Origin of the sequence: Burkholderia sp. MSHR3999 (assembly GCF_000833595.1) — a bacterium.
GTDB lineage: Bacteria > Pseudomonadota > Gammaproteobacteria > Burkholderiales > Burkholderiaceae > Burkholderia > Burkholderia ubonensis.
The window spans coordinates 441,458-455,485 of the sequence record NZ_JRFO01000001.1; the positions used below are offsets into that span (position 1 = coordinate 441,458).

The 14,028-nt window shown below is 67.5% G+C and carries 14 protein-coding genes; 8 read left to right on the forward strand and 6 right to left on the reverse strand.

Annotated elements, in window-relative coordinates; translation table 11 throughout:
- The first annotated feature begins 35 nt into the window (after positions 1 to 35).
- The 3 genes from hrcA (at position 36) to KY49_RS02085 (ending at position 2,734) form a co-directional block, all read left to right on the forward strand.
- Positions 36 to 1,058 (forward strand): heat-inducible transcriptional repressor HrcA, encoded by a 1,023-nt coding sequence (gene hrcA / locus KY49_RS02075; protein WP_042583163.1) that lies wholly within the window; start codon positions 36 to 38, stop codon positions 1,056 to 1,058.
- A gap of 138 nt (positions 1,059 to 1,196) precedes the next feature.
- Positions 1,197 to 2,261, forward strand: a complete 1,065-nt coding sequence (gene hemH / locus KY49_RS02080; protein ID WP_042583164.1) for a ferrochelatase — start codon at positions 1,197 to 1,199, stop codon at positions 2,259 to 2,261.
- 65 nt (positions 2,262 to 2,326) lie between these two features.
- The gene (locus KY49_RS02085) at positions 2,327 to 2,734 is read left to right on the forward strand and encodes an RNA-binding S4 domain-containing protein (RefSeq protein ID WP_042583165.1); all 408 of its coding nucleotides are present in this window, start codon (positions 2,327 to 2,329) and stop codon (positions 2,732 to 2,734) included.
- On the opposite strand, the gene KY49_RS38005 is transcribed toward KY49_RS02085, so the two are convergent.
- A complete protein-coding gene (locus KY49_RS38005; RefSeq protein ID WP_174964088.1) occupies positions 2,706 to 2,867 on the reverse strand; it encodes a hypothetical protein in 162 nt (53 codons plus the stop codon). The genes KY49_RS02085 and KY49_RS38005 overlap by 29 nt on opposite strands.
- Positions 2,868 to 3,209: 342 nt before the next feature.
- On the opposite strand from KY49_RS38005, the gene grpE reads away from it, so the two are divergent.
- The 5 genes from grpE to pabB all read left to right on the forward strand — a co-directional run bounded on the left by grpE (position 3,210) and on the right by pabB (position 9,560).
- The gene (gene grpE / locus KY49_RS02090; protein WP_042583166.1) at positions 3,210 to 3,755 is read left to right on the forward strand and encodes a nucleotide exchange factor GrpE; all 546 of its coding nucleotides are present in this window, start codon (positions 3,210 to 3,212) and stop codon (positions 3,753 to 3,755) included.
- Positions 3,756 to 3,765: 10 nt separating this feature from the next.
- Positions 3,766 to 4,188 (forward strand): thioredoxin family protein, encoded by a 423-nt coding sequence (locus tag KY49_RS02095; protein ID WP_042583167.1) that lies wholly within the window; start codon positions 3,766 to 3,768, stop codon positions 4,186 to 4,188.
- Between the two features lie 147 nt (positions 4,189 to 4,335).
- Positions 4,336 to 6,288 (forward strand): molecular chaperone DnaK, encoded by a 1,953-nt coding sequence (gene dnaK / locus KY49_RS02100; protein ID WP_042583168.1) that lies wholly within the window; start codon positions 4,336 to 4,338, stop codon positions 6,286 to 6,288.
- Positions 6,289 to 6,544: 256 nt separating this feature from the next.
- Positions 6,545 to 7,678 (forward strand): molecular chaperone DnaJ, encoded by a 1,134-nt coding sequence (gene dnaJ / locus KY49_RS02105; RefSeq protein ID WP_042583169.1) that lies wholly within the window; start codon positions 6,545 to 6,547, stop codon positions 7,676 to 7,678.
- A gap of 4 nt (positions 7,679 to 7,682) precedes the next feature.
- Positions 7,683 to 9,560, forward strand: coding sequence for an aminodeoxychorismate synthase component I (pabB, locus tag KY49_RS02110; RefSeq protein ID WP_042583170.1), 1,878 nt, complete (start codon positions 7,683 to 7,685; stop codon positions 9,558 to 9,560).
- A 144-nt stretch (positions 9,561 to 9,704) separates the two neighbouring features.
- On the opposite strand, the gene panB is transcribed toward pabB, so the two are convergent.
- The 5 genes from panB to KY49_RS02135 are packed head-to-tail and all read right to left on the reverse strand — an operon-like array spanning position 9,705 to position 14,027.
- Positions 9,705 to 10,520, reverse strand: coding sequence for a 3-methyl-2-oxobutanoate hydroxymethyltransferase (gene panB / locus KY49_RS02115; RefSeq protein ID WP_042583171.1), 816 nt, complete (start codon positions 10,518 to 10,520; stop codon positions 9,705 to 9,707).
- A gap of 41 nt (positions 10,521 to 10,561) precedes the next feature.
- Positions 10,562 to 11,248, reverse strand: a complete 687-nt coding sequence (locus KY49_RS02120) for a deoxynucleoside kinase (protein WP_042583172.1) — start codon at positions 11,246 to 11,248, stop codon at positions 10,562 to 10,564.
- Positions 11,245 to 11,790: a 2-amino-4-hydroxy-6-hydroxymethyldihydropteridine diphosphokinase gene (folK, locus tag KY49_RS02125; RefSeq protein WP_010091451.1), complete on the reverse strand. Its 546-nt coding sequence runs from the start codon at positions 11,788 to 11,790 to the stop codon at positions 11,245 to 11,247. The genes KY49_RS02120 and folK overlap by 4 nt, the downstream gene beginning before the upstream one ends.
- Before the next feature lie 33 nt (positions 11,791 to 11,823).
- Complete coding sequence (gene pcnB, locus KY49_RS02130; protein WP_042583173.1) at positions 11,824 to 13,344, reverse strand: polynucleotide adenylyltransferase PcnB; 1,521 nt, start codon at positions 13,342 to 13,344, stop codon at positions 11,824 to 11,826.
- A gap of 5 nt (positions 13,345 to 13,349) precedes the next feature.
- The gene (locus KY49_RS02135; protein ID WP_042583174.1) at positions 13,350 to 14,027 is read right to left on the reverse strand and encodes an HAD family hydrolase; all 678 of its coding nucleotides are present in this window, start codon (positions 14,025 to 14,027) and stop codon (positions 13,350 to 13,352) included.
- Position 14,028 lies beyond the last annotated feature (1 nt).

Genomic DNA, 14,028 nt, shown 5'->3' on the forward strand with positions numbered 1-14,028 from the left:
GCCGCAGTCGCGCGGTTGCGCTAAAATTTTCCACCATGCTAGATCCTCGCGCACGAACCCTCCTGAAAACCCTGATCGAACGGTATATCGCCGACGGTCAGCCGGTCGGATCGCGCACGTTGTCTCGTTATTCCGGGCTGGAACTGAGCCCGGCGACGATCCGCAACGTGATGTCCGACCTGGAGGAGCTCGGCCTCGTCTCGAGCCCGCACACGTCGGCCGGCCGCGTGCCGACCCCGCGCGGCTACCGCCTGTTCGTCGACACGATGCTGACGGTCGAGGCGCCGATCGACGCCGAGGCGGTCGCCCGCCAGGTCCAGACCACGCTGCAGGCCGGCGAGCCGCAGCAGAAGGTGGTCGCGGCCGCGGCGAGCGTGCTGTCGAACCTGTCGCAGTTCGCGGGCGTCGTGCTGACGCCGCGCCGCAGCCACGTGTTCAAGCAGATCGAGTTCATGCGCCTGTCCGACAAGCGCATCCTGCTCATCATCGTCACCCCCGAAGGCGACGTGCAGAACCGGATGCTCGCGACGCCGCGCGACTACTCGCCGTCGCAGCTGACCGAGGCGTCCAACTACATCAACGCGCATTTCGCCGGCCTGTCGTTCGACGAGGTGCGCCGTCGCCTGCGCGACGAGATCGACCAGTTGCGCGGCGACATGACCGCGCTGATGCACGCGGCCGTGACCGCGAGCACCGAGGTGCCGGATACGGAGGACACCGTGCTCATTTCCGGCGAGCGCAACCTGCTCGAGGTCGCCGACCTGTCGTCCGACATGGCGCGGCTGCGCAAGCTGTTCGACGTGTTCGACCAGAAGACAGGCCTCCTGCAGCTGCTCGACGTGTCGAGCCATGCGCAGGGCGTGCAGATCTTCATCGGCGGCGAATCGACGCTCGTGCCGATCGAGGAAATGAGCGTCGTCACCGCCCCCTACGAGGTGAACGGCCAGATCGTCGGCACGCTTGGCGTGATCGGCCCGACCCGGATGGCGTACAACCGCGTGATCCCGATCGTCGACATCACCGCGCGCCTGCTGTCGCTCACGCTCAGCCAGCAATAACCGCTCTGATGGCCGGTCCCGCCATCGTGCCGCGGTGCGCTGCGCGCCGCAATCGGCCGAACGGCCAGTCACCCGTTGCAGGACGGCCCGCTATAATTGAAAGCCGTCCGGTTTCGTGCGTCGAGCACGTCCTTGCTTATGCGCTTCGATCTTGAGCCGCCATCGAGCGTCGCGGCCGCCCATCGCATCGCGGTGCTGCTGATCAACCTCGGCACGCCCGACGCCCCGACGCCGCGCGCGGTCCGTCGCTATCTCGCCGAATTCCTGTCCGATCCCCGCGTGGTCGAAATCCCGCAGGCGGTCTGGCAGGTCCTGCTGCGCACGCTGATCCTGCCGTTGCGCGGCCGCGCGTCCGCGAAGAAATACGCGGCCGTGTGGATGCCCGAAGGCTCGCCGCTGCGCGTGCACACCGAGCGCCAGGTCGACGGCGTGCGCCACCTGCTCGCGTCGAACGGCTATCAGGTGCTGGTCGACTACGCGATGCGCTACGGCAGCCCGAGCATCGCGCAGGTGCTCGCGCAGCTCAAGCGCGCGGGCGTCGAGCGCGTGCTGCTGATGCCGATGTATCCGCAATATTCCGCGTCGACGACGGCGACCGCCTTCGACGCGGCGTTCAACGCGCTCGCGCGCATGCGCAACCAGCCGGAAGTCCGCACCGTGCGTCATTACGCCGATCATCCGGCGTATGTCCACGCGCTCGCCGAGCAGGTGCGGCAATACTGGGCGCAGCACGGGCGGCCCGATTTCGCGGCCGGCGACAAGCTGGTGCTGAGCTTCCACGGCGTGCCGAAGCGCACGCTCGACCTCGGCGATCCCTATCACGACCAGTGCCAGCAGACGGCCGCGCTGCTGATGACGGCGCTCGGGCTGTCGACGATCGAGTGCCGCGTGACCTTCCAGTCGCGTTTCGGCAAGGCCGAATGGCTGCAGCCGTATACCGCGCCGACGCTGCGCGAGCTCGGCGAAGCGGGCGTGCGGCGCGCGGACGTGTTCTGTCCGGGCTTCACGGCCGACTGCCTCGAGACGATCGAGGAGATCGGGATGGAAGTGCGCGACGAATTCATCGCGGGCGGCGGCAAGGCGTTCCACCGTATCCCGTGCCTGAACAGCGCGCATGCGTGGATCGGCGCGCTCGGCGAGATCGTCGCCGAGAATCTGCAGGGCTGGCCGGTCAAGGCGGCGCAGCTGGAAACGATAGGCTGAAATGAAACGACCCCCAACGCTCACATTGTTCTCTGCCCCCTCGGGGCGGCCCGGCGGAGGCTGACATGAACTACAAGATTTCCACCGAGCCGGGCGCGCGGCTGCGCATCGACAAGTGGCTGTGGGCCGCCCGGTTCTTCAAGACGCGCTCGCTCGCGGCCGATGCGGTCGAGAAGGGGCGGGTGCGGATCGGCGGCGCGCCGGTCAAGCCGGCCAAGGAGGTGCGCGTCGGCGACGAGGTCGAGATTGCGATTGACGGCATCGTCTGGCACATTGCCGTGCTGGGCGTGTGCGACGTGCGCGGGCCGGCGAGCGTCGCGCAGACGCTTTACGCGGAGACGGAATCCGGGCGGGCCGCGCGGCTCGCCGAGCAGGAGCGGCGACGCACGTTCCACGAACCGGCGGCCCAACTGCACGGCCGGCCGACGAAACGCGACCGTCGCATCATCGACAGATTTTCGGGTGGGAGCTGAACATCTGGTCCAGCGTCGCCTGTACGCTGCCGTATTCGGTCGTGCGGTCGGTGACCGCCCCGGACAGGCAGATGGTGGTGGTGCCAGCAATGAGTACCAGCGCGACCACCGATATGGCAAAGGTCAGTTTCACGGTACTCCCCTCGAGAAGACGGGTGAAAATGGCGCCTGGTGGAGTTCGGGCAACGGCCGGGTCAGGGTAAACGCGCCGCGCCGATGCCTGAAATGCAGTGTAGTGCAGCGTCCGGAGGCGGGCTAGTAGTCGCCGGGTAAGCGTTGTTACAGGCCGTTTCGACCGCTCGGGCGGCGGTTGCCGCGGACGGCGCGGTTGATTCGCGGCGTTGGAGAATGCGTGCGAATAACCCTCTTGAACTCGTTGTTTTCGCCCTTATCTGCACCAGTACTGTGCGGTGCCGTCGACGATTCGTCAGACGGTTGCCGGTTTGGCTTCAACCTCTAATCGACTTTCAGCGACATGGAAAACACGCAAGAGAACCCGGCTACCCAATCGGCCGAAGACATCGGCAGCGAGACGCAGGCGGCGCAGGGCGCCGCGCCGGCTGTCGAAGCCGCCGAAGCGGCGCTCGCCGAGGCTCAGGCCAAGGTCGCCGAGCTGCAGGAAAGCTTCCTGCGGGCGAAGGCCGAGACCGAGAACGTGCGCCGCCGCGCGCAGGACGACGTCGCGAAGGCGCACAAATTCGCGATCGAGAGCTTTGCGGAGCACCTGCTGCCGGTGCTGGACAGCCTCGAGGCGGCGGTGGGCGACACGTCCGGCGACCTCGCGAAGGTGCGCGAGGGCGTCGAGCTGACGCTGCGCCAGCTGACGAGTGCGCTCGAGAAGGGGCGCGTCGTCGCGATCAACCCGGTCGGCGAGAAGTTCGATCCGCACCTGCATCAGGCGATCTCGATGGTGCCGGCCGAGCAGGAGCCGAACACCGTCGTCGCCGTGCTGCAGAAGGGCTATACGATCGCCGACCGCGTGCTGCGCCCGGCGCTCGTCACGGTCGCGCAACCGAAGTAAGGCTGCCGCCATGGGGCCCGCCGGCGTCGATCCGGCCGCGTTCGCCGCGTTCGACATGCAGGCGCTGTCGGCCGACACGTTCGATGCCGGCCTCGCGGGCGCGGGCGACGCGCTCGCCGTGGTGTTCTTCTGGGGCGTCGACTGCTTCAACTGCGAAATCGCGAAGAAGGCGATGCTCGCGCAGCCGGATGCCATCCGCGCGCTGGGCCTGAAGTGGTTCCACAGCAACGTCTACGAACATCGCGACCTCGGTCGACGCTTCGGGCTGCACGGCGTACCGACGTGGTTCTTCTTTCACCGCGGCAGGCGGCTCGGCCGCGCGACCGGCTGGCACGGTCTCGCGCAGTTCCAGGCGGCGGTGGCGGCAGCGCGGGCGAAGATCGTGGCGGCCGGCGGTCCGGCGGCCGGCGCTCCGGCGGCGTCCGGCGATTGAAAAAATTTAATAGCCGCATCGCTTGTCGGGTCTTGAAAACGGCGCGAGCGGACTTATTTCGGGAACAGAGTTGAATTCGGCGCGCGAAACGGCCCAAAAAGAGCAGGTTTTCGCGCAGCAATCAAGGATTTCTGGAGATTAGGAAAAATGGGAAAGATCATCGGTATTGACCTCGGCACCACGAACTCGTGCGTTGCCATCATGGAAGGCAACCAGGTCAAGGTCATCGAGAACTCGGAAGGTGCGCGCACCACGCCGTCGATCATCGCCTACATGGACGACAACGAGGTGCTCGTCGGCGCGCCGGCCAAGCGTCAGTCGGTGACGAACCCGAAGAACACGCTGTTCGCGGTCAAGCGCCTGATCGGCCGCCGCTTCGAAGAGAAGGAAGTCCAGAAGGACATCGGCCTGATGCCGTACGCGATCATCAAGGCCGACAACGGCGACGCATGGGTCGAGGCGCACGGCGAAAAACTCGCGCCGCCGCAGGTTTCGGCGGAAGTGCTGCGCAAGATGAAGAAGACGGCCGAAGACTACCTCGGCGAGCCGGTCACGGAAGCCGTGATCACGGTGCCGGCGTACTTCAACGACAGCCAGCGCCAGGCGACCAAGGACGCGGGCCGCATCGCGGGCCTCGAAGTCAAGCGGATCATCAACGAGCCGACGGCAGCCGCGCTCGCGTTCGGCCTCGACAAGGCCGAGAAGGGCGACCGCAAGATCGCCGTGTATGACCTCGGCGGCGGCACGTTCGACGTGTCGATCATCGAGATCGCGGACGTCGACGGCGAAATGCAGTTCGAAGTGCTGTCGACCAACGGCGACACGTTCCTCGGCGGCGAGGACTTCGACCAGCGCATCATCGACTACATCATCGGCGAGTTCAAGAAGGAGCAGGGCGTCGACCTGTCGAAGGACGTGCTCGCGCTGCAGCGCCTGAAGGAAGCCGCCGAAAAGGCGAAGATCGAGCTGTCGTCGAGCCAGCAGACCGAAATCAACCTGCCGTACATCACGGCGGACGCTTCGGGTCCGAAGCACTTGAACCTGAAGATCACCCGCGCGAAGCTGGAAGCGCTGGTCGAGGATCTGGTCGAGCGCACGATCGAGCCGTGCCGCATCGCGATCAAGGACGCGGGCGTCAAGGTGTCGGACATCGACGACGTGATCCTGGTCGGCGGCCAGACCCGCATGCCGAAGGTCATGGAGAAGGTGAAGGAATTCTTCGGCAAGGATCCGCGCCGTGACGTGAACCCGGACGAAGCCGTCGCGGTCGGCGCGGCGATCCAGGGCCAGGTCCTGTCGGGCGACCGCAAGGACGTGCTGCTGCTCGACGTGACCCCGCTGTCGCTCGGCATCGAGACGCTCGGCGGCGTGATGACGAAGATGATCAACAAGAACACGACGATCCCGACGAAGCACGCGCAGGTGTACTCCACCGCGGACGACAACCAGGGCGCCGTGACGATCAAGGTGTTCCAGGGCGAGCGCGAAATGGCGGCCGGCAACAAGCTGCTCGGCGAGTTCAACCTGGAAGGCATCCCGCCCGCACCGCGCGGCGTGCCGCAGATCGAAGTGACCTTCGACATCGACGCGAACGGCATCCTGCACGTCGGCGCGAAGGACAAGGCGACCGGCAAGGAAAACAAGATCACGATCAAGGCGAACTCGGGCCTGTCCGAAGCCGAGATCGACCAGATGATCAAGGACGCGGAAGCGAATGCGGCGGAAGATCACAAGCTGCGTGAGCTGGCCGATTCGCGCAACCAGGGCGACGCGCTCGTCCACAGCACGAAGAAGGCGCTGACCGAGTACGGCGACAAGCTGGACGCGGGCGAGAAGGAGAAGATCGAGGCCGCGCTGAAGGAGCTCGAGGAAGTGCTGAAGAGCACCACGAGCGACAAGGCCGCGATCGATGCGAAGGTCGAAGCCGTGGCGACGGCCTCGCAGAAGCTCGGCGAGAAGATGTACGCCGACATGCAGGCCCAGCAGGCAGGCGCGGCCGGCGCGGCAGGCGCAGCGGAAGGCGCGGCCCATGCGGGCAATGCGCAGCAGGCTGCGGACGACGTCGTCGACGCCGAGTTCAAGGAAGTGAAGAAGGACTGAGCCGGGTTGCAACAGCCCCGTACGCCGCGCGCGAACCGCGCGCGGCGCGGCTGACAAGCGGTCTGTCTTTCCTTCCGGATGGCCGGATCGACTCTACGCCTGGCGGGCTTCGCGGCCCTCCGGGCACATTTGTTTTTTGGCGGGCGCTGCGCACGCCGTCCACGGACGGCGCGCCGCAACGCCAGACGAGTCGCGAGACTTTACTGCAGGCGAAAGGAGCCGTTGCGCGCATCAGGCGTGGCGGCAGTGAATCGATATGGCGAAACGGGATTACTACGAGGTTCTGGGCGTCGCGAAGAATGCGAGCGACGACGAAATCAAGAAGGCATATCGCAAGCTTGCGATGAAGTATCACCCTGACCGCAATCCGGACAACAAGGGTGCGGAAGAGCATTTCAAGGAGGCGAAGGAAGCCTACGAAATGCTGTCGGACAGCCAGAAGCGGGCCGCGTACGACCAGTACGGCCACGCGGGCGTCGATCCGAACATGGGCGGTGCGGGCGCACAGGGCTTCGGCGGCTTTGCCGACGCGTTCGGCGACATCTTCGGCGACATCTTCGGCCAGGCGGCGGCGGGTGGCCGCGGCGGTCGGGGCGGTCCGCAGGTGTATCGCGGCGCGGACCTGCGCTACAGCATGGAAATCACGCTCGAGCAGGCCGCGCACGGCTACGACACGCAGATCCGCGTGCCGAGCTGGGTGTCGTGCGAGATCTGCCACGGCTCGGGCGCGAAACCGGGCACCAAGCCCGAGACCTGCCCGACCTGTCACGGCCAGGGCACGGTGCGGATGTCGCAGGGCTTCTTCAGCATCCAGCAGACCTGCCCGAAATGCCACGGCAGCGGCACCTACATTCCCGAGCCGTGCGCGCATTGCCACGGGTCGGGCAAGGTGAAGGAAACCAAGACGCTCGAAGTGAAGATCCCGGCGGGGATCGACGACGGCATGCGGATCCGCTCGGCCGGCAACGGCGAGCCGGGCATCAACGGCGGGCCGCCGGGCGACCTGTACGTCGAGATCCACATCAAGCCGCACTCGGTGTTCGAGCGCGACGGCGACGACCTGCATTGCCAGATGCCGATCCCGTTCACGACCGCCGCGCTCGGCGGCGAGATCGAGGTGCCGACGCTGGCCGGCCGCGCGACGTTCCCGGTGCCGGAAGGCACGCAGTCGGGCAAGACGTTCCGACTGCGCGGCAAGGGCATCAAGGGGCTGCGTTCGAGCATCGCGGGCGATTTGTACGTGCACGTGCAGGTCGAGACGCCGGTGAAGCTGACCGAGCAACAGCGCGATCTGCTCAAGCAGTTCGAGAAATCGCTGGCCGAGGGCGGCGCACGCCACAGCCCGCAGAGCAAGAGCTGGTTCGACCGGGTGAAGAGCTTCTTCGAGTAACGGCATGACTGAAGGCAGCGAGAGCGCGTCGTTCGCGCTCTTGGACGATTGCGACTCGACCGCGTCCGCGCGGTCGAGTCGCTTGTATACGGGCTTCGTGCGCGAGCGGGTGTGCGCCGATCCCGCGCAGCTCGACGCGATCGATGCGGCGCTTGCGCAGGACCTGCGCGACGGGCTGCACGCGGTCGTGGTCGGCGATTACGAATTCGGACGCAACCTGCAACGGGCGCAGCCGGGCGAGGCCCCGCTGCGCTTTTTGCTGTTTGCTCGCTGTGAGCGCCTGTCGCGCGACGAGGTCGATGCGTGGCTCGCGCAGCGCGACGGCGGCGCGGCGTCGCCGTCGATCGCGGGCGTCGCGCACGTGACGAAGAGCGTGACGCGCGACGCGTTCGATGCGGCGATCGCCGCGGTGCACGACGCGCTGCGCGCGGGCGACTCGTATCAGGTCAACTACACGTACCGGCTGCATTTCGACGCGTTCGGCGCGCCGCTCGCGCTGTACCGGCGCCTGCGCGCGCGCCAGCCGGTGCGCTACGGCGCGCTGATCGCGCTGCCGGACGGCGCGTGGGTCGTGTCGTGCTCGCCGGAGCTGTTCGTCGAGCGGCACGGCGACGTGCTGCGCGCGCGGCCGATGAAGGGCACCGCGCCGCGTTCGGGCGATCCGCAGCGCGATGCTCAGGCAGCGGCATTCCTCGCGAACGACCCGAAGAACCGCGCCGAGAACGTGATGATCGTCGACCTGCTGCGCAACGATCTGTCGCGGATCGCGCGCACGGGGTCGGTCAAGGTGCCGGCGCTGTTCTCGGTCGAACCGTATGCGTCGGTGTGGCAGATGACGTCGACCGTCGAAGCCGGATGGCGCGACGGCACGACGTTCGCCGATGTGCTGCGCGCGCTGTTTCCGTGCGGCTCGATCACCGGCGCGCCGAAACACAAGACGATGCAGCTGATCGACGAGATCGAGTCGACGCCGCGCGGCCTTTATACGGGGGCGATCGGCTGGCTCGACGCGCCGCGCGAACCCGCGGCGGGCTGCGGCGATTTCTGCCTGTCGGTGGCGATTCGCACGTTGACGATCGGTGCGACCGGCGTAGGTGCGGCAGGCGAAAGCACGGCCATCGCCAACGGCTGGCGTACCGGCACGATGGGTGTCGGCGCGGGGATCGTGCTCGACAGCGTCGCTGCCGACGAATATGCGGAGTGCGAATTGAAAGCGCGATTCCTGACCGATGCCGATCCCGGCTTCCAGCTGTTCGAAACGACCTGCGCGACGCGTGCGGACGGCATCCGTCATCTCGACCGGCATCTCGCGCGGCTGCGGCGCAGTGCGGACGCGTTCGGCTTTCGTTTCGACGAAGCTGCATGCCGCGAACGGATCGCTGCGGATTGCGCGTCGCTCGAAGGCGACGGTCCTTACCGGATGAAGCTGTCGCTTGCGAAGGATGGGGCGTTCGAGATTGTCGCCGCGTCGTTGAAACCGCTGCCGCGAGGGCCGGTCGGCGTGCTGCTCGCATCGGAGCACGGCTTTGCGCCGATGCGTTCGGACGACGCACTGCTGCTGCACAAGACGACGCGTCGCGCCGAATACGATCGCGCATGGCAGGCCGCCGAGGCGCTCGGGTGCTTCGACATGCTGTTCGTCAACGAGCGCGGCGAAGTGACGGAAGGCGGCCGCTCGAACCTGTTCGTGAAGCTCGATGGGCGATGGGTGACGCCGCCGCTGTCGAGCGGGGTGCTGCCGGGTGTGATGCGCGGGGTGCTGCTCGACGATCCGTCGTTCGGCGCGATGGAGCGCGTCGTGACGCGCGAGGACCTGTCGCGCGCGCAAGCGCTGCTCTTGACCAACGCGCTGCGCGGCGCGCTGGATGCGGTGTTGAAATGATGTGACCGGCAGGGGTGGCCGCCGAGGCCGCGCCGGCCCTCCCGAATGCAACGATGAAAAAAACGCGGCGCCCCGCAACGGGCGCCGCGTTTTTTTGCGTCTGCGAATCGGCGGCGAGTCGCTACTCGTGCGCGCCGCCGCGCATCAGAACGTATGCTCTGGCCCAGGAAACGAACCGTCCTTCACCGCGCGCACATACGCTTCGACCGCCGCCTGAATATTCGGCTGGCCCTGCATGAAGTCCTTGACGAAGCGCGGCCGCTTGCCGGGGAAGATGCCGAGCATGTCGTGCAGCACCAGCACCTGGCCCGAGCAGTCCACACCCGCGCCGATGCCGATCGTCGGAATGCGCAGCATGTGCGTGACTTCGGATGCGACGAGCGTCGGCACGGCCTCGAGCACGACGAGCTGCGCGCCCGCGTCCTCGATCGCGCGCGCGTCGCGCAGCAGTTGCGCGGCGCCGGCTTCGGTCTTGCCCTGCACCTTGAAGCCGCCGAACGCATGCACCGATTGCGGCGTCAGGCCGACGTGCGCGCACACGGGCACCGCGCGCTCGACCAGGAAGCGCACGGTGTCGGCGAGCCATTCGCCGCCTTCGAGCTTGACCATCTGCGCGCCGGCGCGCATCAGCTTGACCGAACTCTCGAACGCGTCGGCGGGCGTGCCGTAGGTGCCGAACGGCAGGTCCGCGACGATCAGCGTGCGCGGCTGCGCGCGTGCGACGCAGGCGGTGTGATACGCGATGTCGTCGAGCGTGACGGGCAGGGTGGTGGTGTGGCCTTGCAGCACGTTGCCGAGCGAATCGCCGATCAGGAGGACGTCGACGCCCGCGCGGTCGAGCAGCGCGGCGAAGCTCGCGTCGTAGCAGGTCAGCATCGCGATCTTCTCGCCGGCGTCGCGCATCGCCTGCAGTTTCGGCACGGTCACGGCAGCCCGGCTCGATTCCTGGAGATAGGTCATGGGAAATCCGGTTCGATGGGTAAAAACAGCGGCGAGACGCGTCAGCGCGTCGTCTCGCCCTTGACGAAGAATTCCTTGCGGCCGCGCATCGTTGCGATGTGCTCGACCAGCAATGCGAGATCCTCGGGGGAGTCCAGCGGATTCAGGTGTTCCGCGGCGACCGTCAGCACCGGCGTGCGGTCGTAGTGATAGAAGAATTCGTTGTATGCGTCGACGAGCGCGCGCAGGTAGGTGTCGCTGATCTGCAGCTCCATCGGCAGGCCGCGCTTCTGGATCCGCGCGTACAGCACCTCGGGGCTCGCCTGCAGGTAGACGACGAGATCGGGTGCGCTCGCCCGGGGCGCGTCGACGTGCGCCGCGAGCGCGCGATAGAGCTGCCACTCGTCTTCCGGCAGGTTCAGCCGCGCGAAGATCTCGTTCTTCTGCGGCATGAAATCGGCGACGACCGGCCGGCCCGTGTCCAGCGCCGCGCTCAGTTCGCGCGCCTGCTGCGCGCGCTGCAGCGCGAACGCCAGCTGCGTCGGCAGCGCATAGCGCGCGGTGTCGCGATAGAAGCGCTCGAGAAACGGATTGTCCTGCGGGCGCTCGAGCAGCGTCTGCATCGACCAGCGCTCGGCGAGCAGGCGGGCCAGCGTCGTCTTGCCGACGCCGATCGGGCCTTCGATCACGAGATAGCGGTGCGGCGCGCGCAGGTCCGGCGCGGTGACGGTCAGCGGTGTCGGGTTCATCGGCAGGGGTTCTTGTCGGCGCCGTCGCCGGCAGCGGCGAGCGCTCGCTGCATCGGGCACTTGCAGGTCTGGACCTTCTCGATGCGCTGGCTCGCGACCGCGGCGAGAAATGCCTCGGCCCGGCCGCGCGCCGGGATGTGGAGCGCCGGGTCGAGCTCGACGAGCGGCACGAGCGCGAACGCGCGGTCGGTCAGGCGCGGGTGCGGCACGATCAGGTCGGGTTCGTCGATCGAGTCGACGCCGTACAGCAGGATGTCGATGTCGAGCGTGCGGGGCGCATTACGGTACGGACGCTCGCGCCCGAAGTGATGTTCGATCTTCTGGCAGAGGGCGAGCAGCTCGCGCGCGGCGAGCGTCGTGTCGATCTTGACCGCGCAGTTGTAGTAGTCGTCGCCCCCGGCGTCGACCGGGGCCGTGCGATACAGGCTCGACTTGTCGAGCACGGCAACCGTGCGCTGCTGCGCGAGGCATACCACCGCGTCCTTCAAGGTCTGGCGCGCATCGCCGAGATTCGCCCCCAGTCCGAGATATGCAACCGTCATGGCATCACTTCCTACGTCGTTCGCCGGCGCGCGTCAGTCGTCGGAACCGGCCGGGCCGTCCGACGCCTGCTCCGCGCCTTCGGTGCCCTTGCGGTTCTTCGCGCCGCCGCGGCGGCGCCGCTTGCGGGGCGATTTCTCCTTGGCTCCGCCCTGCGTGAGCAATGCGTCGCGCGCGGTCGCGTCGCCTTCGATGAATTCCGTCCACCACTGCCCGACGGCAGGATCCAGCTCGCCGGATTCGCAGCGTAACAGGAGGAAATCATACCCCGCTCTGAATCTTTGGTGTTCCAGCAGGCGCAGCGCGCTGCGGCCGGAGCGCTTCTCGAGGCGCAACTGCAGGCCCCAGATCTCGCGCATGTCGGCCGAGTAGCGCTTGTGGATCGCGAGCTTCTCGGTCTGCATGTCGAGCACGTCGTCCATCGCGCGATGCAGCGCGGGCACCGGGAACTCGCCGTCGGCCGTGTACTGCTCGAAGCGCTGGCGCATGTCGTGCCACAGCAGCGTCGCGAACAGGAAGCCCGGCGACACCGGCTTGCCGGCGCGCACGCGCGCGTCGGTGTTGTTCAGCGCGAGCGTGATGAACTTCTCGCCCTGCGGCTGTTCGAGCACGACGTCGAGGAGCGGCAGCAGCCCGTGGTGCAGGCCTTCGCCGCGCAGCTGCTTCAGGCACGCGAGCGCGTGGCCGGACAGCAGCAGCTTCAGCATCTCGTCGAACAGGCGCGCGGCCGGCACGTTGTTGATCAGGTCGGCGAGCGCGTTGATCGGCTCGCGCGTATGCGGCTCGATGTCGAAGCCGAGCTTCGCCGCGAAGCGCACCACGCGCAGCATCCGCACCGGGTCCTCGCGATAGCGCGTGGCCGGGTCGCCGATCATCCGCAGCAGGCGGGCGCGCACGTCGGCCATCCCGTCGTGGTAGTCGAGCACCGTCTGCGTCGACGGGTCGTAGTACATCGCGTTGATCGTGAAGTCGCGGCGCGCGGCGTCCTCGTGCTGTTCGCCCCACACGTTGTCGCGCAGTACGCGGCCGCTCGCGTCGACCGCGTGCGTGCGGCGGTCGAGTTCGTCGCGCTTCAGGCGCTTCGGCGGCTCGGCCTCGGCAGGGGGCGGATCGACGAGCGCGCGGAACGTCGACACCTCGATCAGCTCCTGGCCGAACTGCACGTGGACGATCTGGAAGCGGCGGCCGATCAGGCGCGCGCGGCGGAACAGGCGCTGGACCTCGGTCGGCGTCGCGTCGGTCGCGACGTCGAAGTCCTTCGGCGCGATGCCGAGCAGCAGGTCGCGGACCGCGCCGCCGACGATGAACGCGCGGAAGCCCGCCTGTTGCAGCGTGTCGGTCACGCGCACCGCGTTCTTCGAGATCAGCGCGGGATCGATGCGGTGCACGCTCGCGGGCACGACGGTCGGCTCGTGGTTGCTGCGCGGACGCTTCGCGGCGGCGCCGCGGGCGCCCTTCGCGGTGCGCGGGGCGGGCGCCGCATCGGTGGCGGCGGCGGAGGGCGTTTGCGCGGCGTCGTCCTGGCCGAGCAGCTTGCGGATGAATTTCTTGATCACGACGTTCAGAAGAGATCGAGGATGCGCCAGCCGCGGTCGCGTGCATGCGCGCGCAGCGTGTCGTCGGGGTTGGTCGCGATCGGGTCGGTGACTTTCTCGAGCAGCGGGATGTCGTTGTGCGAGTCGCTGTAGAAGTAGCTGTGCTCGAAATCGTCCCAGTGCTTGCCGAGCGACGCGAGCCACGCTTCGGTGCGCACGATCTTGCCTTCGCGATAGCTCGGTGTGCCGGTCGGCCGGCCGGTGTACGGCGAATCGGGGTGGCCGTCGGTCGTCTCGACCTCGCACGCGATCAGCGTGTCGACGCCGAAGGCGGTCGCGATCGGCCGCGTGATGAATTCGTTGGTCGCGGTGACGACGCAGCACAGGTCGCCGGCATCGAGGTGCTGGCGCACGAGTTCGAGCGCGGCGGGCGTCATCGCGGGCCGGATCACCTCGTGCATGTACTGCTCGTGCCACTCGGCGAGCTGCGCGCGCGAATACTTCGCGAGCGGCGTGAGCATCGCCGTGAGGTACGCGTGGATGTCGAGCTTGCCGGCCTTGTAGTCGGCGAAGAACTGGTCGTTCTGACGCGAAAAGCTTTCCGCGTCGACGATGCCGAGCTTCACCATGAAGCGGCCCCATTCGTGGTCGCTATCGGTCGGGATCAGCGTGTGATCGAGGTCAAAGAGTGCCAGATTAGTCATG